This is a genomic window from Xanthomonas nasturtii (assembly GCF_001660815.1).
Lineage (GTDB): Bacteria > Pseudomonadota > Gammaproteobacteria > Xanthomonadales > Xanthomonadaceae > Xanthomonas > Xanthomonas nasturtii.
In genome coordinates, this window is the sequence record NZ_LYMI01000007.1 from 45,192 (window position 1) to 68,280 (window position 23,089).

Annotated in this window: 15 protein-coding genes and 1 pseudogene; 7 read left to right on the top strand and 9 right to left on the bottom strand. The window is 65.8% G+C overall.

Annotation, left to right across the window (positions count from 1 at the left end):
• Nucleotides 1–5: 5 nt before the first annotated feature.
• From accC to A7D16_RS03590, 7 genes are all read right to left on the bottom strand, one after another.
• Complete coding sequence (accC, locus tag A7D16_RS03560) at nucleotides 6–1,373, bottom strand: acetyl-CoA carboxylase biotin carboxylase subunit (protein ID WP_064629891.1); 1,368 nt, start codon at nucleotides 1,371–1,373, stop codon at nucleotides 6–8.
• Nucleotides 1,363–1,740, bottom strand: a complete 378-nt coding sequence (locus tag A7D16_RS03565; RefSeq protein WP_239686939.1) for a four helix bundle protein — start codon at nucleotides 1,738–1,740, stop codon at nucleotides 1,363–1,365. Before A7D16_RS03565 ends, accC begins: the two co-directional genes overlap by 11 nt.
• Nucleotides 1,741–1,817: 77 nt before the next feature.
• On the bottom strand, nucleotides 1,818–2,297 hold the full coding sequence (accB, locus tag A7D16_RS03570) for an acetyl-CoA carboxylase biotin carboxyl carrier protein (protein WP_064629897.1): 480 nt from the start codon (nucleotides 2,295–2,297) through the stop codon (nucleotides 1,818–1,820).
• Nucleotides 2,298–2,395: 98 nt separating this feature from the next.
• Nucleotides 2,396–2,842: a type II 3-dehydroquinate dehydratase gene (gene aroQ / locus A7D16_RS03575; protein WP_064629898.1), complete on the bottom strand. Its 447-nt coding sequence runs from the start codon at nucleotides 2,840–2,842 to the stop codon at nucleotides 2,396–2,398.
• Nucleotides 2,843–3,496: 654 nt separating this feature from the next.
• On the bottom strand, nucleotides 3,497–5,815 hold the full coding sequence (locus A7D16_RS03580) for a protein-disulfide reductase DsbD family protein (protein ID WP_064629900.1): 2,319 nt from the start codon (nucleotides 5,813–5,815) through the stop codon (nucleotides 3,497–3,499).
• Nucleotides 5,816–5,820: 5 nt separating this feature from the next.
• Nucleotides 5,821–6,153 carry a divalent-cation tolerance protein CutA gene (cutA, locus tag A7D16_RS03585; RefSeq protein WP_064629902.1) on the bottom strand — a complete coding sequence of 111 codons (333 nt, stop codon included), beginning with the start codon at nucleotides 6,151–6,153 and terminating at the stop codon, nucleotides 5,821–5,823.
• A 492-nt stretch (nucleotides 6,154–6,645) separates the two neighbouring features.
• On the bottom strand, nucleotides 6,646–8,445 hold the full coding sequence (locus tag A7D16_RS03590) for an endonuclease (protein WP_064629904.1): 1,800 nt from the start codon (nucleotides 8,443–8,445) through the stop codon (nucleotides 6,646–6,648).
• A 457-nt stretch (nucleotides 8,446–8,902) separates the two neighbouring features.
• On the opposite strand from A7D16_RS03590, the gene A7D16_RS03595 reads away from it, so the two are divergent.
• Nucleotides 8,903–9,199, top strand: coding sequence for a co-chaperone GroES (locus tag A7D16_RS03595; RefSeq protein WP_064629906.1), 297 nt, complete (start codon nucleotides 8,903–8,905; stop codon nucleotides 9,197–9,199).
• A gap of 126 nt (nucleotides 9,200–9,325) precedes the next feature.
• Entirely contained in the window at nucleotides 9,326–10,966 is a 1,641-nt protein-coding gene (gene groL, locus A7D16_RS03600) for a chaperonin GroEL (RefSeq protein WP_064629907.1), read from the top strand.
• 117 nt (nucleotides 10,967–11,083) lie between these two features.
• Here the strand turns inward: groL and xopX are convergent, their stop codons facing one another.
• Nucleotides 11,084–13,189: a XopX family type III secretion system effector gene (gene xopX, locus A7D16_RS03605; RefSeq protein WP_064629909.1), complete on the bottom strand. Its 2,106-nt coding sequence runs from the start codon at nucleotides 13,187–13,189 to the stop codon at nucleotides 11,084–11,086.
• 501 nt (nucleotides 13,190–13,690) lie between these two features.
• Here xopX and A7D16_RS03610 point away from each other — a divergent pair.
• A complete protein-coding gene (locus tag A7D16_RS03610) occupies nucleotides 13,691–16,504 on the top strand; it encodes a TonB-dependent receptor plug domain-containing protein (protein ID WP_064629911.1) in 2,814 nt (937 codons plus the stop codon).
• A gap of 87 nt (nucleotides 16,505–16,591) precedes the next feature.
• Here the strand turns inward: A7D16_RS03610 and yjjJ are convergent, their stop codons facing one another.
• Nucleotides 16,592–18,004: a type II toxin-antitoxin system HipA family toxin YjjJ gene (gene yjjJ, locus A7D16_RS03615; RefSeq protein ID WP_064629914.1), complete on the bottom strand. Its 1,413-nt coding sequence runs from the start codon at nucleotides 18,002–18,004 to the stop codon at nucleotides 16,592–16,594.
• A gap of 229 nt (nucleotides 18,005–18,233) precedes the next feature.
• On the opposite strand from yjjJ, the gene A7D16_RS22880 reads away from it, so the two are divergent.
• The 4 genes and pseudogenes from A7D16_RS22880 to A7D16_RS24385 all read left to right on the top strand — a co-directional run.
• A complete protein-coding gene (locus tag A7D16_RS22880; protein WP_147308500.1) occupies nucleotides 18,234–18,443 on the top strand; it encodes a hypothetical protein in 210 nt (69 codons plus the stop codon).
• A gap of 27 nt (nucleotides 18,444–18,470) precedes the next feature.
• The gene (locus tag A7D16_RS03620) at nucleotides 18,471–19,544 is read left to right on the top strand and encodes a 3-deoxy-7-phosphoheptulonate synthase (protein ID WP_064629916.1); all 1,074 of its coding nucleotides are present in this window, start codon (nucleotides 18,471–18,473) and stop codon (nucleotides 19,542–19,544) included.
• A gap of 684 nt (nucleotides 19,545–20,228) precedes the next feature.
• A complete protein-coding gene (locus A7D16_RS03625) occupies nucleotides 20,229–22,406 on the top strand; it encodes a translocation/assembly module TamB domain-containing protein (protein WP_064629918.1) in 2,178 nt (725 codons plus the stop codon).
• A gap of 201 nt (nucleotides 22,407–22,607) precedes the next feature.
• A pseudogene (locus tag A7D16_RS24385) lies at nucleotides 22,608–22,983 on the top strand (hypothetical protein); the annotation flags it as partial.
• Nucleotides 22,984–23,089: the final 106 nt, after the last annotated feature.

Sequence of the window (23,089 nt, forward strand, 5' to 3'; positions counted from 1 at the left end):
TGCGATCAGGTCAACGCGATCGACTTGTTCTTGCGCTCGGCCAGGCGCTTTTCCAGGTAGTGGATGTTCTGCCCACCGGCCTGGAAGCCCTTGTCGCGCATGATGCGCTGCTGCAGCGGGATGTTGGTCTTGATGCCGTCCACCACCATCTCGCTCAGCGCCACGCGCATGCGCGCGATCGCGGTTTCGCGGTCCGGGCCGTGCACGATCAGCTTGCCGATCATCGAGTCGTAGTTCGGCGGTACCTTGTAGCCGGCGTAGATGTGCGTATCCACACGCACACCCGGGCCACCGGGTGGATGGAAGGCGGTGATCAGGCCCGGGTTGGGCATGAAGGTTTCCGGGTCTTCGGCGTTGATGCGGCACTCGATCGCATGCCCGCGCAGCACGATGTCGCTCTGCTTGATGCTGAGCTTGTGGCCGGCGGCGATGCGCAGCTGCTCGCACACCAGGTCGATGCCGGTGATGCGCTCGGTCACCGGGTGCTCCACCTGGATACGCGTGTTCATTTCGATAAAGTAGAAACGCCCGCCTTCGAACAGGAATTCGAAGGTGCCCGCGCCGCGGTAACCGATGCGGATGCAGGCGTCCACGCAGACCTTGCCGATGGCGTTGCGCAGTTCTTCGGTGATGCCCGGTGCGGGGGCTTCTTCCACTACTTTCTGGTGGCGGCGCTGCATCGAGCAATCGCGTTCGCCCAGATGGATCGCACCGCCCTGGCCGTCGGCCAGCACCTGGATTTCCACGTGCCGCGGATTTTCCAGGAACTTCTCCATGTAGACCTGATCGTTGCTGAAAGCGGCCTTGGCTTCGGACTTGGTGGTCTCGATCGCGGCCTTGAGCGCCGCTTCCGAATGCACCACGCGCATGCCGCGCCCGCCGCCACCGCCGGCGGCCTTGATGATCACCGGGTAGCCGATCTCGCGCGCCACCTTGGTGTTGGCGACGATGTCATCGCCCAGCGGGCCGCCCGAGCCGGGCACGCACGGCACGCCAGCGGCCTTCATCGCGCGGATCGCTTCGACCTTGTCGCCCATCAGGCGGATGGTGTCGGCCTTGGGGCCGATGAAGATGAAGCCGGATTCTTCCACGCGCTCGGCAAAGTCGGCGTTTTCCGACAAAAAGCCGTAACCGGGATGGATGGCCTGCGCATCGGTGACCTCGGCCGCGGCGATCAACGCCGGGATGTTGAGGTAACTGTCGCTGGACGCGGCCGGGCCGATACACACCGACTCATCGGCCATGGCGACGTGCTTGAGGTTGCGGTCGACCGTGGAATGCACCGCGACCGTGCGGATGCCGAGCGTGTGGCACGCGCGCAGGATGCGCAGCGCGATTTCACCTCGGTTGGCGATGACGACTTTATCGAGCATGGGATTCGGGATTCGGGATTGGGGAGTCGTACAGGGCGCTGGATTCGCGCAGATGGCGCGATTGTTCCAGCGTGCGGATCAATGCATTGAGCCTGGCAAACGTGCGATTCAGCAGATCGACAGTTGCCGCACCGGGCGATGCGAACTGCAGGCGTGTTGCAATCTGCAGTTGCGTGTCCAGCTCCGCCAGCGAGCCTCGCGCCATCGAGAGATAACGCAGGTATTCGGCGGTGGAGCGCCGTGCAGCACCTTCGGCGATGTTGGACGGTACGCTGATTGCCGCACGCCGCATCTGTGCTGTCAGTCCAAAACGTTCGGAATCGGGAAAATCGTGGCTCAGGCGGTAGATCGCTTCGACAAGCGACATCGCATCGCGCCACACCGTCAGGCGCTCATGCGGTCGCTCTTGCGAATCCCGAATCACGATTCCCGAATCCCGGCGCTTCAGCCAATCACAAACAGCGGCTGATCGAATTCCACCGGCTGGCCGGTTTCGCCGAGGATGGCGACGATGGTGCCGGAGGCGTCGGCTTCGATCGGGTTGAACATCTTCATCGCTTCGATGATCGCCAGGGTGTCGCCGGCCTTGACCTGCTGGCCAACGGTGACGAAGGCCGGCTTGTCCGGTGCGGGCGAGATGTAGAACGTGCCGACCATCGGCGCGCGCAGCACGTGGCCTTCCGGCAGTGCGGCGCCCTGCTTGGCGCCGCCGGTGGAGGCTTCGGTGGGCGATTGCATCGGCATGCTGGCCGGTGCCTGCGGGGCGGGGGCCGGCGCGTACTGCTGCACCGGGGCGCTCATCATGGCCGTGCTTTTGGGCACGCGCGCCAGGCGCACGCTTTCTTCGCCTTCCTTGATCTCGATTTCGGCGAGATTGGATTCTTCGAGCAGGTCGATCAGTTTCTTGATTTTGCGGAGATCCATAAGGGCCTCTGGAAGTGAAACGGTGGGGAGTGCCGGCGGATGCCGGCGGGAATAGGGTCAGGACGCAGGCACGCTGGCCGAGGTCGGTGCTGCAGGTGTCATGCGTCGCGCTCCAGGCGCGCAATCACCGCTTCCAGCGCCAGCCGGTAACTGTCTGCGCCAAAACCGCAGATGACGCCCTCGGCCTTGTCGCTGAGATAGCTGTGGTGACGGAACGGTTCACGCGCATGCGGATTGGACAGATGGATTTCCACAAACGGCAGACCCACGCCCAGCAGCGCGTCGCGCAGCGCCACCGAGGTGTGGGTGAACGCGGCCGGGTTGATCAGGATGTAGGCAGTGCCGTCTTCGCGTGCGGCGTGGATGCGGTCCACCAGCACGTGCTCGGCATTGGATTGCAGGCTGCTGAGCGTATGCCCGGCTGCCTGCGCATGGTCGACCAGGGCCGCATCGATCTGCGCCAGCGTGGTGCGCCCGTAGACCTCCGGCTCGCGGGTGCCGAGCAGGTTGAGGTTGGGGCCGTGCAACAGCAGCAGGTGGGCCATGGGATCCAGCAGAGTGGAAAGGCCCGAAGTCTGCGCGATGTGGGCGTTGCTGTCCAGATAGGCGAAGTTGTGCGTGTTTTAAACGTTCGATTGAAAGTGCGCAGTGGCTGCGGCGGGTGCGAGTGCTGGCGGGCATCCGGGCAGAACAGGTCCGGTTGCGAGGGCCCGCCGCCTGCCGTGCGTAGAGCTTCAACGCGTCGGCGTGGAGTCAGGCTCGATGCGCTTGGGCCCGGCAATCAGGCGACACGGCCAGGTCGGCAGTGCTGCCGGTTTGGATATCTGCATCCTCCACAGCCGCGCGTCGGGGTTTTGTGCCCGCGGCAGCAGTTCGTCGTTTGGGTCTTCGATCGCGCTGCCTCGCGTGGTGGTCGATCGCCCGGGCGGCCTGCGGTGGCAATGGCGCAGTGGCGTGTCGCAAGTCGCACCGCCAGCAGTGCCGCCAATCGACGCTGGCGTGTCTGCTGCGACCACCAACAGCCGGCGGATGCTCGTCGTTGGCCGCCGGATCTGTTTGCGCATTGCAGCGGCAGCGCCGCCACAACGATCTATGTCAGTGCAGCGCCGTGCGCAGCCTGGGTGGCGTTGCCGGGGTTGGTGTGTCGCCCTCGACGCGTTCGCAGAACATCACACCCTTGCCTGCACTCACAACGCGACTCACCGCGCCGCGCGCAGCAAGGCATCCTCGGTGATCGCGCCAGTCAGCACCGTGGGCAGGATCGCCGGTGGCGCGCCGGGGCCGTAGACCACGTACAGCGGCACGCCGACGGCCTGGTGCTGGTCCAGGAAGGCGCTGATCTTGGGGTCGACGTTGGTCCAGTCGCCTTTCATGTAGACCGCATCGACGCGACGCAGTGCATCGCGGAATTCGGCGCTGCTCAGCACGTTCCTTTCGTTGGCCTTGCAGGTCACGCACCAGTCGGCGGTCATGTTGACGAACACCACGCGGTTGTCGGCGCGCAGGCGGTCCAGCAGTTGCGGCGAGAACGCCACCACGCCTTCGGCCGCGGTGGCCGCGGGCAGGCTGAGGCGGGTGACTGCGACCACCGGCACCAGCGCCAGCACCAGCATCACCGTGGCCAGGCCCATGCCCAGGCGGTGGCTCTTCCAGCGGCTGCGTTCGAAACACCACAGCCCCAAGGCGAGCAGGGTGGCACCGACCAGCATCAACGCCAGCGCATCCACACCGCGCTGCTTGCCCAGCACCCACAGCAGCCAGATCGCGGTGAGATACATCGGGAACGCGAGCACCTGCTTGAGCGTTTCCATCCACGCACCGGGCGTGGGCAGGCGCCGCGCCAGCGAGGGGATGAAGCCGATCAGCAGGAACGGCAGCGCCAGGCCCAGGCCCAGCGCCAGGAACACCAGCATTGCCAGCAGCGCCGGTGCGGTGAACGCATACGCCAGGGCGGTACCCATGAACGGGGCGATGCAGGGGCTTGCCACCACGCAGGCCAGCACGCCGGTGAAGAAATCACCGAGTGGGCCGTTGCGCGATGCCAGCGACTGGCCGATGCCGCCCAGATTGCTGCCCAGCGTAAACACGCCCGACAGGCTCAGGCCCACCGCGAACATCAGGTACGCCAGCGCGGCGACGAACCACGGCTGCTGCAGCTGGAAGCCCCAGCCGGCGGCCTGCCCGGCTGCACGCAAGCCGATCACCAGCCCGCCGATGGCGGCGAAGGACACCAGCACGCCCAGCGAGTACCAGATGGCATGGCTGCGCGCGTGGCTGCGGCTCTCGCCGCTGTGCGCCAGGCCCAGCACCTTCAGCGACAGGATCGGCAGCACGCACGGCATCAGGTTCAGCACCAGCCCGCCAAGCAGCGCCAGCACCAGCATCGCCAGCAGGCCCTTGTCGGTATGCGGTGGCGGGGTGCGCTGGGGGTTGCCGGCCGAAGCGTCGGCGACCGGGCCGGCAGTATCGGCGGCGGGTGCGGGTTCAACCGGCGCCTGGCCGGCGGCCAGCGGCGAAATCATCAACGGCGCGGCTTGCGCCTGGTTCTGCGGCGACACCGTGCCGGCCGGGATGTCGAGGGCGACGCGGCGGGTCATCGGCGGGTAGCAGATGCCGTCGGTCTGGCAACCCTGGAACGTGGCCACCAGGGTCAGATGCGCCGGGTCGGGGTGATCGCGCAGCAGCGGCAAGGTGACTTCGGCCTGGTCGAAATACACCACCACATCGCCGAAGTGCTCGTCGCGGTGCGCCTTGCCCTGCGGCCAGCGCGGCAGCCCGGTGCGCACGCCGCCGGCGCCTTCCAGCGCCAACGAGGTGCGGTCGCGGTAGATGTAATAGCCCGGCGCCGGGGTGAAGCGTAGCAGCAGGCTGTTGCCGTCGCCGACGATGGCTTCGAAGGTGAAGGCCTGCTCGGCCGGCAGCGGCAGCGCGTCCACGCCGGCGGTCTGGCCGGGGGCGCCGAACAGGCGCGGGCCTGCCGCGCTGCGCGGCACCAGCGCGCCCAGGTTTTCGCGTTGCGGGGCGGTGGCTGACGCGCCGGCCGCTGCGGCGGCGGGCAGGCTGACGCGGATCTCGCGCCGCTGCGGCGGGTAGCACACGCCGGCATCGGCGCAGCCCTGGTATTGCACCTGCAGGACGGCGGTCTGCACGGCCGGCACGGCCTTGCCGGCCAGGGTGGCCTGCAGCTGCTTGCGGTAGGTCTGCACCTGGCCGAAGAACTCGTCGTGCTTGCTCTCGCCTTCCGGCAGCGCCAGCTCTCCGGCAGCAAAGCCCTGCCCGGATTTGACGCTGATGCGGTGGCGATACAGGTAATAGCCCGGCGCGATCTTCCAGCTCAACGCGATGCGGTCGCGGCTGTCGGCGGTGGCGCTCAGTGCAAACGCCTGGTCCACCGGCAGCAGGTCGGCTTCGGTCACTGCCGCCTGCGCCGGGGCAGGTGCCAGTAACGCCAGCGGCGCGGCGAACAAGGGGGCGGCCAGCAACGCGCAGCGGGCGATCCAGCGGGACAGAGACTTCATGGACGTCAGGATTCCTTGCGGGTTTCGGCCCGGACCCAATCGAGATATGCCGGCAGCCCGGCGCTGGCTTGGACAGCGACCGCTTCCGGCAGTTCATACGGATGCAAGGCCTGCAACCGCGCGATGGCGTCGGGCAGGCGGTCGTCCCAGGTCTTGATCAGCAGTTGCACTTCGGTGCTGCGCTCGATCGCGCCGCTCCAGCGGTACAGCGATTGCGCGCCAGGCAGCTGGGTGACGCAGGCCGCCAGCCGCTCTTCAAGCAACGCGTGCGCGATGCGGTCGGCGCTGTCGGCGTCCGGGCAGGTGCTGAACAACAAATGGAGAGAAGGTGCGCTCATTCGGCCTGCCAGTGTAATCCCCTGCCTGCGGGGGATCGACCGCCGGTTCTGGAACAGTGGCAACTTCGCTGCCTTCGCCGTGCGGGAGGGCAGGGCGGCCGTGCCTGCGTGCAGCGGCGGCCTGGGGCCGGCAAGTAGCGCGTGCTGCACTGCGCCGGCCATGCCAGGGCTAAGAACGCGGGCTCGGTTGCGAAGACTGGCCGACAACGTCTGCGGCGTGCGTTGCGCGGGCTGCCCCGACGATTATTTCGCTCGCGTGCGAGGAGGCAGCAGTCGTTGGCGAGGCGTTGTTGAAATTCCGCATGTCGGTGCGGAGGCTACGCATTGCCACGCCCGGCGTTAGTTACCAGCATCGGATCCGATCGAGGGCGTGCTGCCTGCTGCGAAGCACGCCGTCGGCACCGGCGCCTGGCCGCCACCGGTTCCCGTACGTCTTTTCCCGCATGACCCAACTCTACCGGCCCGTCGCATCATGCGCCGGGCCGGCGCAGCTCAGTTGGCCAGCTGGCAGCTGGCCGGTCTGGCCGAATTGAACAGACCGGTAGTGGCCCATTCGGGGTGATCCACGAACGGGTTGCGGTTGCCCTGGAAGCTGAAGATCACCTGGTTGCGGGCACGTTCGGCATCGTCCGGCGGGTCGGCCTGGTGCCAGGCCAGCAGCGTGGACAGCAGGCCCATGTAGGCCGGCGAGGCAGAGGTCTGCACGATCTTGCTGCGGTCGTCGGTGAGCTCCAGGTCCGGCTCGGACTGCCCGGTGGCCGCGTCGGTGCCGCCCTCGTAGCGGATCGCCATGTACATCACCGCACGCGCCATGTCGCCCTTGCGCTTGCCCCACACTTCGAAGGTGCCGCCGTTGCCGTCGGGTGTGCGCACCCAGTTGGAATTGCCCGGGTAGCGCCCGCTGCCGCCGCCACTGCCGTCGTTGATCTCGGTCACGCGCTCGCCGCAGCTGCTGGTGCAGGAGGCATAGGGCTTGTTGCCGCGGTCGGCGTTGAAGGTGGTGTCGGTCAGGTACAGCATGTGGGTGTCGGTATAGGGCGCATACGGCAGGCCGCGGTCGCCGGTGGCGCTGCCGAAGCCCAGCGAGTTGGGCCAGGTGTGCTCGCGGTTGTAGGTCAGCCCGCTGCCGGTCCCGGCCCGGTCGCTACCCTTGGCGTAGCTGCGGTTGCGGTAGGCGTCCAGGATGCGGCCGCTGTTGTTGGGGTCCTCGTCGGCCATCTCCAGGATGGTCCAGGTATTGGTGCCGGTGCCGCTGTACGGGTAGACCGTGTGGCCGCGGATGGTGGCGTTGAGCGAGCAGCGCAGCTGGCTGGCATTGGCGGTGTTGACCCGCGAGTAGTAACCGGTGGCGCCGCCGCTGGCAGTGGCCACGGTGAAGGCGATGGCCTGGTTGGCGGCCGGGCTCAGGCCGCTGGCATCGCGGATGGCGCTGGCGGTGATGGCCAGGGTGCAGCGCTCGCCGCCGACCAGGGCGGTGTTGGTGGACAGGGTGAAACGGGTGCCCGCGGTTGCGTAGCTCAGTGCCACGTTGCCGGAACGGGCGCAGCTCAGCGCGAACGCGCCGCTGCTCAACGTCACCGCTTCGCTGAAGCCCACCGCCAGGTCGCCGGCCGCCGGGAAGCCGGTGGCGCCCTGGTTCGGCAAGGTGCTGGTGATCGTCGGTGCGCCCGTGCCGCCGCCACCGCCGCCGCTGCCGTTGAAGGTCTGGCCGCGGTTGCAGGCGCCAAAGGTCTGCGCCGCCGAGCCGGCCCAGCTGAAGTTCGCTTCCGCGCTGCCGGTGCCGGTGCCGGTGAGTTGCAGCGAACTGCCGACCGCGCTGCTGTTGCTCTCGCTGACCGGCAGGTTCTGGCTGGTGACCCCGGCCGCCGGGCCACCGCCGCCGGTGATGGCGCCTTCGTAGCTGAGGAACTGCACCAACTGGCCATTGGGGTCGACCAATGCCACGCCGTCGTTGGGCCCGTTCTGCACGCCGTTGCTGGCGTAGCTCACGGTGGCCAGCCGCACCTGGCTGCCGCAGCTGACCAGGCTGCCGGCCGGCACCGCGGTGTTGGCGTAGACCGTGGCCGCGCTCGGGGCGCTGCCGTTATACAGATAGATGCGGTAGCCGCTCAGCGATTCGCCGGCGGTGGCCACCACTTCCACGCCTTCGCCGCTGTCGCCGGAGGCGCCTGCGTCGTCGTAGTGCAGCTCGTTGATGAAGACCGCCGCATTGGCGGCCGTGGCGCTCAGCGCGAACGCGCAGGCCAGGGGCAGGGTGCAACGCAGGGTCACAGCACGGGACGGCAACCTCATCGACAGCTCCTTGTGATCGGGGAATGCGCTCCCGACTGTAAAACGTGCGCATGACAAACGGTGGAACCTGGTTCCATTTCTAGAGCGCGACTGGATGCGCGCCTGGGCCTGCGCGGCATGGGGCACGCGGTGGCTGCGGGGAGATCAGCGGCGGCGCTGCTTCGCGCGGTGTGGCTTCGGGCAAGGAGCGCCTGCATCGGCCCTGCCGCCGCTGCCGATGCGCACGCGCAGGACGCGTTGCGGGCCGCCGCCGCAGTTGTCCTAGCCTCTGGATGAGACCGCGCAGACGAAAAATTTTTTGCGCCCAGCCCTTGAAAGCCGCCCGCGCAGCACAATCTCTGGCCCGCACCCGCTCTGTCGGGTTTTTTCCGCGCGCTGTGCTGGCAGTCGTCATATGCGAGTGCTAACATCGCCGATAATTTCAAGAACAATCAAACACTTAAGAGGGTCTTTCTCTATGAGCATGAAGCCGCTTCACGACCGCGTTGTAGTCAAGCCGATCGAAGCCGACGAAGTTTCCGCCGGCGGCATCGTGATCCCGGACTCCGCCAAGGAAAAGTCCACCAAGGGTGAAGTCGTCGCCATCGGCCCCGGCAAGCCGCTGGACAACGGCAGCGTGCGCGCGCCGGCGGTCAAGGTCGGTGACAAGGTCATCTACGGCCAGTACGCCGGCAGCAGCTACAAGGCCGAAGGCATCGAGTACAAGGTGCTGCGCGAAGACGACATTCTGGCCGTCATCGGCTCAAGCCGTTGACGGCGGGATTCGGGAGTCGAGATTCGGGATTGGTCAGTGCGCTTGGCGCAGCTGATCCCGCATCCCTCCCGGAACCCGCTCTAGCGAATTCCCAATCCCCAATCTCAAATCCCGGAGTTTCAGACAATGGCTGCTAAAGACATTCGTTTCGGTGAAGACGCACGTACCCGTATGGTTCGTGGCGTCAACGTGCTTGCCAATGCCGTGAAGGCAACCCTTGGCCCGAAGGGCCGCAACGTCGTGCTCGAGAAGAGCTTCGGCGCGCCGACCATCACCAAGGACGGCGTCTCCGTCGCCAAGGAAATCGAACTGGCTGACAAGTTCGAGAACATGGGCGCGCAGATGGTCAAGGAAGTCGCTTCCAAGACCAACGACAACGCCGGCGACGGCACCACCACCGCCACCGTGCTGGCCCAGGCCCTGATCCGCGAAGGCGCCAAGGCCGTGGCCGCCGGCATGAACCCGATGGACCTCAAGCGCGGTATCGACCAGGCCGTCAAGGCCGCCGTCATCGAACTGAAGAACATCTCCAAGCCCACCACCGACGACAAGGCGATTGCCCAGGTCGGCACCATCTCGGCCAACTCGGACGAGTCGATCGGCAACATCATTGCCGAAGCGATGCAGAAGGTCGGCAAGGAAGGCGTGATCACCGTTGAAGAAGGCTCGGGCCTGGAAAACGAGCTGGACGTGGTCGAGGGCATGCAGTTCGATCGCGGCTACCTCTCCCCGTACTTCATCAACAACCAGCAGAGCCAGTCGGCCGATCTGGACGACCCGTTCATCCTGCTGCACGACAAGAAGATCTCCAACGTGCGTGACCTGCTGCCCGTGCTGGAAGGCGTGGCCAAGGCCGGCAAGCCGCTGCTGATCGTGGCCGAAGAAGTCGAAGGCGAAGCGCTGGCGACCCTGGTGGTCAACACCATCCGCGGCATCGTCAAGGTCGTGGCCGTCAAGGCACCGGGCTTCGGCGACCGTCGCAAGGCGATGCTGGAAGACATGGCCGTGCTGACCGGCGGCACCGTGATCTCCGAAGAAGTGGGCCTGGCGCTGGAGAAGGCCACCATCAAGGACCTGGGCCGCGCCAAGAAGGTGCAGGTTTCCAAGGAAAACACCACGATCATCGATGGCGCCGGCGACTCGGCCGCGATCGAAGCCCGCGTCGGCCAGATCAAGACCCAGATCGAAGACACCTCGTCCGATTACGACCGCGAAAAGCTGCAGGAGCGCGTGGCCAAGCTGGCCGGTGGCGTTGCAGTGATCAAGGTCGGCGCCTCGACCGAAATCGAAATGAAGGAAAAGAAGGCCCGCGTCGAAGACGCCCTGCACGCCACCCGTGCAGCCGTCGAAGAAGGCGTGGTCCCGGGCGGTGGTGTGGCCCTGGTGCGTGCGCTGGTGGCCGTCGGTAACCTGACCGGTGCCAACGAAGACCAGACCCACGGCATCCAGATCGCCCTGCGCGCCATGGAAGCCCCGCTGCGCGAAATCGTGGCCAATGCCGGCGAAGAGCCGTCCGTGATCCTGAACAAGGTCAAGGAAGGCACCGGCAACTACGGCTACAACGCGGCCAACGGCGAGTTCGGCGACATGGTCGAATTCGGCATTCTGGACCCGACCAAGGTCACCCGTTCGGCGCTGCAGAACGCAGCCTCGATCGCCGGCCTGATGATCACCACCGAAGCCATGGTGGCCGATGCACCGAAGAAGGACGAGCCGGCGATGCCGGCCGGCGGTGGCATGGGCGGCATGGGCGGCATGGATTTCTGATCCACGCCACTCGGTTGTTGCAGTAAAAGAACCCCGCCGAATGGCGGGGTTCTTTTATGCGCGTCACTCACGCTTGCGCATGCATGCGGCAGTTGCCGATGACCGGCGCTCGTCCCGTCAGGACGAAGGCGCTGTGCTGCTTGCGGCCTGATCCGGCGACCGATGCGCGTGCGCAGGCGAGCGTTGCTCAGGCGATGCACTGGCTGCGGCCAACGCAGCGTCGTCGTTCGTCTCCTCGATATCGGTGATCGTGACGCTGCTGCTGGGCCTGGTCTGCGCCTGCGCGCCGGCGTCCTCGATCACCTGCAGGGCGATCTCGCCGACCCGCTGCGCGTACTCCTGTGCCTGGTCCGGCGACAGGCTTTGCACATATCTGGCCGTGTCTTCCACGTTCTGGATGAGCTCCTCGGGCGAGGACGGCCTACGGATTGCGAGCGTGGTGCCGTCGGGCCCTTTGAACACCCGCATGACCTGAGCGCCGCCCCAGTTCATCGCCAGCTCTGCGCCACGCGCCATCGGGCCCGGCATGGTCATCGACATCAGCGACATGATCGCGCCGGCGTAGTAAGGCGATGCCGACGAGGATTCGATCAGGCTCTTGTCTGCCAAGGTCTTGGACAGTTTCTCCACGCCCAGGGCCAGCGCCATCACCAAGCTGCCGGAGCACATGGCCTTGAAGCGCTCCATTGCGTCCTGGCGGGTCGCATGTGCGTTGAGCGCCGACTGCATCATCACGGTCGTTACAAGGATAGAGTCGGCAACCAGGTCGACCGTGCCGATTCGATCCGGTTGGATCAGGTAGACCGTCAGCCCGGTCACTCCGGCCGCCAGCGACGCCAGTGCCAGCTTGGGTGCAATGTCGTGGTTGGTGACCTGGCGCGGGATGGTGGCTGGCTGGTCCTGGTTCCGGTCCACTTGTAGCGCACTGCTCAGTCGCTTGCTGCATTGGTCCAGCGTCTCCAGCAGGTGCGTGCACTGGGCATTAAGCGTGCGGGTGAGCTCGTGCCCTTGGCTCGGGTCGGTGAACGCGCGACGTGCCTGTTGAAACGCTTCTCGGCCGTTCTCCAGAGCGGCGCAGATCTCGTTGAGTTGCGTGCGCAATTGCGCGCTGATCTGGCCGGGCGTCAGGCGTGCACGCAACCGCTGCGCCTGGCTCTGAAAACCGGCGCTTTCTGCGAATTGGGCGCCCAGATGCGACACCTGGTGTTGCAGTCGATTGCCGAGCACGTTGAGGCTGTTCCAGAGGAAGGGCGTGAGCACCATCGCCGCGCACGCGGTCGATGCGGCCGCGGCAAATCCCGGGTTGTTTTCCACTGCTTCGGCCTGGTGCCGCATGGACGGGTTGCCGAATTTCTTGGGCAGTTCGGTGGTGAGAAACAGTCCGTTGAGCAAAATGGCGTAGAAGTGCATTTCGTTGGCGTCGCGCCCCAGCTGCCCGCCCATCAACGGGAACGGAAGCCCGTCGGCGGTGGGGCGCAGTGCAGAGGCCGAAAGCGTCATCACGCCCTTGGTTGCCGCGGCGATGGAATAGGCGAAGGTCTTGGCCTGGTTGCCCAGAAACGGACTGGGGACGACCAGTGGCCACAGATTGACCAGGTTGGCCAGCGACTTCAGCGCCCGCCCGGCCGCAGGTGTGCCATGCTCCAGCGGCTGCAGCGCGTCTTCCACGGCCTTGATGTCGCCGAGCAATTGCTGACGGAAGCGCGCTTCCAGACCGGTTGCCGCTTCGATGACATCGCGCAGCTGGGTGATCTGCTGGCGGCACGCGGCCAGACCGTGCGGCGCGTGCCGTTCCGGGTCGGTGTGACGCACCATCTGCAGGAATGCAGGATCGTCCGCATGGATCTGCAGCATGGTGCGCAGATCCGCCAGCGACCAAAGATTGGACGCCCCCTTCGATACCGCAGCGTAAGCCTGCTGAACGCCGCTTGCCAATGCAGCGTTTGCGCGGGCGGCAAGCGTGGCGGCGGTGGACGGGCCGGAGGCGTGTTCGGGTGAATGGGCTGGCGGTTCGGCGTCGTGCGAGGGCAAAGGCGAAGCGCCGTGTTCGGAGTCGGCGGTGGACGCGCGCGAACGGCTGCGCGGAGTCAGCGCCGACAGGCTGGGGTGGAGCGGCGTTTGCGTCGGCGATGTGGCGTCGGCGACCGGAGCGCTGTCGGTATGGGTGTCGTGCAATGGCGCCAGAGAAGAGGGGCCTGCGGTTTGCTGTTTCTTGATCTCCATGGGGGGTTTCCTTGATGGGAGGGAGCGGCCAGCGGCTACTGGCTGGCGCACATGCATCATTCGAACAAGCCTGCCCGGCCGGCATAACGCGATGCGAACTCCTGCGTTGCAGGAAGAACCAGCAACGCAGGACGGTGGCAACTTGTGCTCGCATGACCTGTTGCCACCTGCGCAGGGTCGAGTGCGCTGGGTGCGCAGAAATCGTGGTGGGGGCACCCCCAGCCCGCCGCATCGTCGATCGCCGTCACACTCTGCGACCACCTGTTGACACCGATGTCATCGCAGCCTTAGCGTCGCTGGGCAGGCGTTTGCGCCGAGCGGTCGGAGGGCCATCGGACAAGGGGCAGCGGTGCATGCATCGCTGGCGGACGTCGTTGCAGTGCACTGCCACGCCGGCCACGTCCGGCTTCTCCCGGGGATCTTATGAACTGCCGCAGTCATCGTCTTGCCTTGTCGATTTCCGTGTCCTTAGCGCTGACGGCCGCCGTCGCGCCACCGCTCATGGCCCAGCAAACCGAGCCGGATACACCGCGCGCCACCTCCACCCTGGATGCAGTCAGCGTCACCGGTTCGCGCATCAAGCGCGCGCAGGTCGAAGGCGCCCAGCCGGTGGTCACCATCTCTGCGCAGCAGATCCAGCAGGAAGGGTTTGCCACCGTCTACGACGTGCTCAACAGCATGAATCAGCAAGGCTCGGTGGAAGCCGATACGCGGTGGGGCTCGCACACGCCCAACGCCTCACCGATCAATCTGCGCGACCTCGGCCCGGGCCGCACCCTGCTGCTGGTCAATGGCCACCGCGTGGCCGATTACCCGCTGCCGTACGGCGGCGAAAGCAACTTCTCCAACTACAGCAATATTCCCTCTGCAGCGGTGGAGCGCATCGACATCCTCACCGGTGGCGCATCGGCCATTTACGGCTCCGACGCGGTGGCCGGCGTAATCAACGTGATCCTCAAGCGCGACTATCAGGGCGACCAGGTGCGGCTGCGCGGCGGCACCGCCACCGAAGGGGGGCGCGACAGTTTCGACGTCTCCTGGGCAGGTGGGCGCACCGGCGAGAACTGGAGCCTGACCTACGCGCTGCAGGCCACCAGGCGCGACCCGTTGAGCGGGCGTGATCGCCCGCAGATGGACGATTCGGACGACATGTCCTATTCCAACTGGACCGGCCAGAACCGCCTGCACGGCTTCAACCCGTTCACCGGCCTGAGCCTGGTCGATGCCAACACCAACGAGCGCCTGGCGCCGCCTGCGGGCACCTGCGCGCGCTTCGGCGGCGAGTTCGTCGATGCCCAGCGGCTGAGCTACGACCAGAACAGTGGCGCGCTCAGCAATGCCGGTAACTATTGTGGCGTGGCGCGCGATTACGGCGATTGGGGCCTGGTCACCGGCAGCGAAGATTATTCGGCCTATCTCTACGGCACCTGGAAATTCGGCGAGGCCACCGAAGCCTGGGCCACGCTCTCGGCCAACCGCAGCATCGGCCGTTGGACCTACGACCCGCCGTACGCGTATCTGGGCCCGTTCCAGGACGCGGCCACCGGGCGCTCATTGAACCTGATCCGCCAGCTGACCCGGCGCGAAGCCGGCGGCTGGGACCGGCTGGCCAACTACAACAAGGAACAATCCTGGGACCTCAGTGCCGGCCTGCGCGGGGTCTGGGCAGACCGCTTCGATTGGGAGCTGAGCGTGGGCCGCTCGCGCTACACCGTGGACGAATACATCCGCACCGTCGATACCGCGCGCGCCACCGAGTACTTCCTTGGCAGCCCTACCGGCACCGCAGCCGATGGCGCGCCGATCTATGCGATCAACGAAGCGCGGCTGTACTCGCCGCTGTCGTCGAACCAGTACGACGACCTGGTGGCCAAGTCGCGCAACTCGGCGTATTCGTGGGTCAATCAAGCCAGTTTCAGCTTGAGCGGCGATGTGATGCAGGGCTGGGCCGGGCCGATCCGCTTTGCCACCGTGGCCGAGGTCGCCAAGCAGGGCTATCAACTCTCGCCGGACCCATGCGCCAACGAGTGCTACCCGGTGGACGTGGTGGACAGCGGTGGCGGCGAACGCCTGCGCAGCTCGGCCGGGCTGGAATTTCAGATTCCGTTGCTTTCCACATTGAGCGCGAATGTGGCCGGCCGTTACGACCGCTACGGCAACTACCGCTCATCTGCCGCGATTCCGACCGATGTCGGCACGCAAAGCGACACCACCTGGAGCGCGGGCCTGGAATGGCGGCCGGTGGAGAGCCTGCTGGTGCGCAGCACCGTGGCCACCAGCTTCCGCGCACCGGACATGCACTACGTGCTCGGCGAACCCAGTTCCACCAACCAGACCGTGATCGACCAGTACCGCTGCATTTCCTCCGGCGCCTACCTCACCGGCGGCTGCAACGACGAGAACAACAACATCTTCTACACCGTGGATGTGAACCGTCGCGGCACCCCGGATCTGCGCTCGGAAACCGGCCGCTCGTTCACCGGTGGCGTGGTGTGGGACATCGCACAAGGGCTGTCGTTGAGCGTGGATTACTACCGCATCCAGCTGGAGGAAATGATCAAGGACCTGGATCGCGACGAAATCCTGTCGGCCGAAGCCGGCTGCCGCACCGGCACCACCATCAGCGGTGGTACCTGGAACAATCCGGGCGGCGCGGGCTATTGCGACACCATCACCTCGCGGGTGACACGCAATGCCGACGGTACCCTGGCCAGCATCGAGCGCGGCCCGATCAACCTGGCGCAGATGGAAACCTCCGGCATCGATGCCGCGCTGAAATACCGCCTTGCCACTGCAGGCTGGGGCAACTTCCAGCTGTCGCTGGACTACAACAACCTGATCGCCTACCGCGAGCAGATCTACCGCACCGACAGCGATGAAAACCGCCGCGACGAACGCGTGCGCAGCCGTGTGCGCGGCAGCGTGCATTGGGACAACGGCGGCGCCTGGGACTGGACGGTGTACTTCCGCCGGCTTGGCTCGATGCGCGCCGTCAACTGGGGCACCTGCGCGCGCTTCGACGACGGCTATCAACCCAGCGCCTCCGACGAGTGCCTGGTGACCGATACCGCCAACGTACATCTGGGCGAAACCAGCAAACGTTACTTCGGCCGCGTAGGCCCGGCGATCTACTGGAACCTGAGCACCGGCTACAAGATCACCGACCACGCCAAGGTCAATTTCTACGTCAACAACCTGTTCAACGAAGTGGGCTACGAAAACAAGGAGCGCTTCTACGGCTACGGCTTCTACAACACCACCTTGTTCAACCCCATCGGCCGCGAAGTGGCGGCGGAATACGTGTTTACGTTTTGAGTGAGGTTTGCCGTGTGGCACGCCACGGCCTCATCGCCGTGGCGTGCAGCGGCGCATTGCGGTGGCATGCGCAGGCAAAGCGCGCCCTCAGGCAAGACGCGCTGCGGTGCGGCGCAGGCTTGCCAAGGCGCGCACGGCGATGTCGCGCATCTGATCGCTCAAGGCGTCATCGTCGATGCAGCGCTGCCAGAACTGTTCGGCCATCTCTGCGGCACGTCGCCACTGCGCGAAGTGACCGACCGTGGGCGCTGGAATCTCGATGTCCCTGGGCACGACTTCGCCACTGGATGCCGGCCGCAGCGCCATCGGCAACATGTCGTACACCGGAGCCAACCGTAACGGTCGCGTGTCGGCAAGGATCAATGCTGCATTGCCCAGATGCATGTCGGTGTTGCCGATGAGCGCGCCGAACCAGCTGATCACCTCCAGGCGCTCGGCATCTTCCGAACTCAGCCAACCATCGCGCTTGAGCAGCGGCGCGAGCGCGCGCCATGTCCCGACCTGCGACTGCCCGTAGAACGCGGCAAAGATCGCCATCAACGAGACAAAACCGCGTCGGCCCAACGTCGGTGTGCGATCGAAGCGTGTGGATTCGAGAAACACGCGCTGGCCTGCCTGTAGTCGCTGCGTCGTTGCGGCAGGGATGCCACCGGCAAGCAGCACCTGGTTGGCTAGATGTTCCATCTGCAGCAGATCTGCCCAGCGGCGCCCGGCAGGCTGATCGATGCGGTCGGAAAACTTCACGATGACCGGGCGATACACGCCAATTTCGCGCAGCACCGCAGTGAACTTTGGCTGTTCGCCTGCAGCGGACGAGCCGACGTCCTCGCCGCGCAGTGCGGCATCGGCATGCGCGAGATACGCCTCCGGGCGCGCTTGGATGTCGATGTCATCAGGCTGGTCGACCGACGACAGCGCACGAGCCAGCGCTTGCTCGCCAACGAGCAGGTCGCCGAGCTGGTCGTGACCGTCGGACAGCAGCGCGATGAGCGCGTCACTCGGCGACCACAGCGTGAGATTTTCGGGCAGCCGCAACGGCCCGGAGATGCGATGTGCCAGGTTGCGCCCGAGAAATCCCTGCGGACGTTGGTCATCCAGAAACCAGGGCAACGACTCGAACACCCCAAGATGCAGTGGCGAATGCAGCAGCACGGGGTTTTCCTGCAGCAGCTCCACGAAGAAGTGGTCCTGATGGAGCGCATGCAACTGGCCCAACGCCACAACGCGGGCATCGCTGTCGATGCGGTAGAGCGGCCAGGCGCGCGCACCCCGCACCTCGCCCGTGGCGATGTAACTGGTGGCGCGTGCGCTGCCGTAACGCCGCACCGCAGTTCCTGCAGCGGCAACCAGACGCGAAAGTGTTGCCTTGCTCACTCCCAAACGCACCGCAAGCTCGGCGCCGCGCAACGGGCCATTGATGCGCAGCGTGGCGACCAGGCGTTCTATTGCGTCGGGCTGTGGCATGCAGATGCCGTTGAAACGATTGGTGAAACGATACATCAAGTTATAAGGACTGACAACTGTCTGACTTACAAGAAAAATTTACATATCAAGGCTAGATGAAGCGCCGTAAGTGAAACGATACTTTTGGTGCCTTGGCGCTAGAAGTTTGTTCGGGAAGCAGTACTTGTATGGACCCGGACGGCTGCAGCGACGCTGGGGAAACACGCGTGCAGCGGCGGCGCTGTCAAACCAAGAACTGCCAGACCGGCGCGCTCGTCCGTTGCCGATGAAACAGTGGCAACGCGCAAAAGTGCGTGGTATCAATGCATCCCATGAACGCACCCCGCAGCCAGTTTTATTTTTGGTACTACGGTTTTCCGATGCCGCTGGCGGAGGAAGGAGTGCGCTCACCCTGAAGGAAACTTCAGCAGCATTCCCGAAAAGCCGCCAGCGCACACTGGCGGCTTTTTTGTTGCCGCAATGCCTGGCTCCCTGATGCAACACCGCCCACCGAGACACTGTTATGCCGCCTGTGACCGATGACCTGCGTATCCGCAAGATCGAAGCCCTTGCACCGCCTTCGCAGCTGCTGTCGCTGCTGCCGTGCGATGAGCGCGCCTCCGAAACCGTGACCAACTCGCGCGCCGCGTTGCACGAGATCCTGCATGGGCGCGACGACCGCCTGGCGGTGGTAATCGGGCCCTGCTCGATCCACGACCCGGTCGCTGCGATGGACTACGCGCAGCGCCTGCGCCCACTGCGCGATCAGCTCGGCGACGCGCTGGAAATCGTGATGCGGGTGTACTTCGAAAAGCCGCGCACCACCATCGGCTGGAAAGGCTTGATCAACGATCCGGATCTGGACGGCAGCTTCCAGATCAACAAGGGCCTGCGCGTGGCGCGCGGGCTGCTGCGCGATATCAACAATCTGGGCTTACCGGCCGGTGTGGAATTTCTCGACATCATTTCCCCGCAATACATCGCCGACCTGGTGGCCTGGGGCGCGATCGGCGCGCGTACCACCGAGAGCCAGGTGCATCGCGAAATGGCCTCCGGGCTGTCGTGCCCGGTGGGCTTCAAGAACGGCACCGGCGGCGACGTCAAGATTGCGGTGGACGCCGTGGGTGCGGCCTCGCATCCGCATCATTTCCTGGCCGTGACCAAGGACGGGCACACCGCGGTGGCGGCGACGGCGGGCAACCCGGACTGCCATGTGATCCTGCGTGGCGGCAAGGTGCCCAACTTCGATGCGGCCAGTGTGGAAGCGGCCAGTCAGGTGCTCAACACGTCCGGCTTGCCGGCGCGCCTGATGATCGATGCCAGCCACGCCAACAGCAGCAAGAATCCGGAAAACCAGCCCAAGGTCGTCGACGATATCGCCGGTCAGCTGGAAGCCGGCGAAACGCGCATCGTCGGGGTGATGGTGGAAAGCCACCTGGTTGGTGGGCGTCAGGAGCTGTTGCCAGGCTGCGAGCTGACCTACGGGCAGAGCATCACCGACGGCTGCATCGGTTGGGACAGCTCGGTGCAGGTGCTGGAACGTCTGGCGATGGCAGTGCGCGCGCGTCGTGCGCGACGGATCGCCGAGGCGGCGTGACGCGCCTGCAATGATGTTTACGCGTCGAATGCGTAAGCCCCTCTCCCCCCGGGTGAGGGGTTGGGGTGAGGGTACGGCGGAAGACAGCCATCCAACATCGTAGATCGAGCGCAGCACACTCAACGCTTGCCACGTTCAATCTGCGAAACGCGATGCGCAAGGCATCCAGCTGCAGCACGTCCAATCCAGCGCACCTGTGCCGTTAGCGATGACGAACAAAAATATCGACAGCCTGGCAATGAGCCAGCAGCGTCAACCCCTCAAATCAATCCGTCGGGCCGGCGCAGGGAGCCGGCCCGACGGATTGGACACCACCCAGTGATGGCCCGGCACGCTCATCGGAAGGAGGGGGAGAGAGCCTTCCTGCGACACCAAGCGAGCGGGCAGAAACGTTATCCGCTCGGCACGTGACGTTGCGATGTCGCTGCATGTCGGCGGCGGCAATGAAGTTCGAGAAGCGTTAAAGGCGCGGGGTGATGGATCCCGGCGTTTCCAGGAAGCCGTCGATGCACGCACTGTCACGACGCGACTTTGCTGCAATTGTCATCCAGCAGTGCCGCTCCAAGCTCCACCGCGAACTGCGAACCCCCAATCCCCAATCCCCACAACGGGCCCTGACCACGTTCACACCTCGCCGTCAGCGCAACCGCGATAGTGGCGGCGGACTCTTTCCTGCCTGCGCCCATGCCCTCACTTCGCGATCGCTTCCAGCGCTGGCCACGGCCATGGCGTCTTGCAGTGGTCGTCCTGGCGGCGCTGTACGCGCTGTATCTGCTGGCCGGCAACATCTTTCTCAACACGCCGTTGTTCGATGCTGCCACCAACCGGCAGCCGCACAAGTTCACCATGCAGACCGGCCCGGCGCTGACGCTGTTTCCCGGGCAGGTGATGGCCTGGAACGTGCGCATGCGCGGGCAGGCCAATCGCACCGTGTATGTCTTCCACGCCGACCGCGCACATGCACGCGTGGCGCTGCTGCCGTTGTTCCGGCGCGAGGTGCGTCTGCCGTGGCTGCATGCCACCGGCCTGAGCGCGGAGGTGGAAACCTCGGATAAGCCCATCCCGCCGCCGCCACGAGGCGACCGGGGCTGGACCCTGCGCTTTGACGCGATCACCAGCACCAGCATCCGCAGCGCACGCCTGGGCAAGCTGCTGATCGCCGGGCAGGGTCACGGCAAGGTCGGTTTTCTGAAGCAGCTCAAGGGCGGTCCGTCGGAGTTGTTTCCCTCCGAAGCGGGCTTTACCGATGCGGTGGTCAGCTACGACGGGGTGCAGGTGTTCAACGGCGCGCAGCTGGAGACCCAATTCCAGTTTCCGCGCCATTACCGTGATGAAGCGCCGGGCTTGCGCAAGCTCGGCATCACCCGCGCCCGGCTGCAGTTGAAGGCCGCGACGGTGGCGTTGAAGATCGATACCGGTGCGCCGCATGTGGACATCCGCAGCGGGCCGTCGGCGGCGCGCGTAGAGGCCGATATCCGCCTGGACGGTGGCACGCTGCAGCCGGGTAGCCGTGCGGTGTGGCGGCTGCCGTTACTGGCCGGTGTCGGTGCCACCGATCGCGGCATGCTGGCATTGCAGCTGGATGTGGCGCACGACATCCGCGTGCAGGCACGCCTGCCGCACGACGACAAGACCGGTAGCGAACTGCAGGCCGATCTGCGTATCGCCGGGCGCAGCATTCCGTTCGAGCAGCCGGCACAGGTGCTGCCGCGTCTGTCGGGGCAGGTGCGCGGGCGCTGGAAGTTCGAATCGTTGAACTGGATCGCCGAGCTGTTCGTGCGCAAGCCGTGGTTTCAGCTGGAAGGCGGCGGTCTGGTCGAAGCGGATCTGCGTCTTGCGCAGGGCCGCCTGACCAGTGGCAGCACCTTGGATATCCCGCGCGTCGAGGCCGTGGCGCAGGTGTTCGATACGCGCCTGGCAGGTATCGCCAGGGCGCACGGGCGCATCGACGATGCCGCCACGCCGCAGGCGCATCTGGACGTCAGCATTCCCACCTTCAAGGCTGCGCCACGCGACGCGCCGAAACAGATCCTGCTGGATGGCCGCGATCTGCAGCTGGCGATGCATGGCGATGCCGAACTGGCCCGCTTGAGTGAAACGCTCAAGGCGCAGCTGCGTTTCAGCGATGCGCGTGTGCCCGACCTGACTGTCTACAACCGCTATCTGCCCGGCAACAACGTGCGCCTGCTCGGTGGCAGCGGCAGCCTGACCGGCGATGTGGCGCTCAATGCATCTGGCGACGTCGGCAACGGGCATGCGAATCTGCGCGGGCAGGGCGCGCATCTGGCATTGGCTGGCGTGCAGATGCGTGGCGATGCGCAGTTGCAGGCAAGGCTGCAACGCGCCGATTTCAAGAACAAGTTCTTCGACCTCAGCGGTACGCGGGTACGCCTGCGCAACATGCGTGTGGGCGACGACGGTAGCGATGCCAACTGGTGGGGCGAGCTGCAGGTCGGTGCCGGCACCATCCAGGCCGACGCGCCATTCCAGGTGGATGCCGATGCGGCCGTTCGCATGCGCGATATTGCGCCGTTGTTATCGGTGTTCGCGCAGCGCGCAGACTACCCGCGCTGGGTGCTGGGCTTGCTGGATTCCGGCGAACTGGATGCCACCGGGCGGCTGCGTTGGCGCAAGCAACAGCTGCTGGTCGATGACCTGCATGCAGAGAATGCGCGGCTGTCGTTACGTGCGCGGCTGGCGTTGAACGATGCCCAGCGCCGCGGCGACTTATATCTGCGCTGGGGCGTGCTCGGTGCCGGCATCGAACTGGATGGCAAGCAGCGGCAATGGCATCTGGCCGGCGCACGCGAGTGGTACGACGCACAGCCGGGACTGCTGCCGGCGGTGTCGAAAGCCAGGTAAGCCGCTAGCTGCTTCAGGCCATGCGTACTGCGGCCAGCCCGGCGGCCGTTGCAGGGCAAGCGCTGCAGCGCGTGCAGCACTCCGAAGGCGCACCGGACAGCGCAATGCTGCCCAGGCGCAGCCAGCCGCTGCGCATCGCACTCACGGCCCGCTTGGCACACTGCGCCACGCCGCGTGCGCGGTCTTCAGGAGCCTGCCGTCATGACGATGCCTGTTCGCGCCCGCTGGCAGCGTTTGCCGCGCGCAGTGCGTTGGCCTGTGCTGACGCTGCTTGCGCTGTACGCAAGCTATCTGCTGCTCGGCAATCTGGTGCTCAACACACCACTCGGGCCGGCCGCGCTCAATCGCAAGCCGGACACATTCAGCATGCACTGGGGCCCCGGCGTCACCTGGTGGCCGGGTCGCCTGGCGCTGTGGAATGTGCACCTGCAAGGCCGCTCGACGCGGAACAGCTGGAACGTCAGCGCGCAGCGCATGAGCGGGCAGGTGCGGCTGGTGCCGTTGCTGCATCGGCAGCTGCTGGTGCCGGAGTTGCATGCATCCGGCGTGCGCGGCGGGATGCAGGCTGCCGTGCCGAACGCACATGCTGCGGTGGTCCAAGCGCCGGCGCCCAGCACGCAGGTGGCCGCTGCCCCGGTGACTGGCGCAGCGGTTACGCCAATGCCAACGCAAGACAAGCTCCC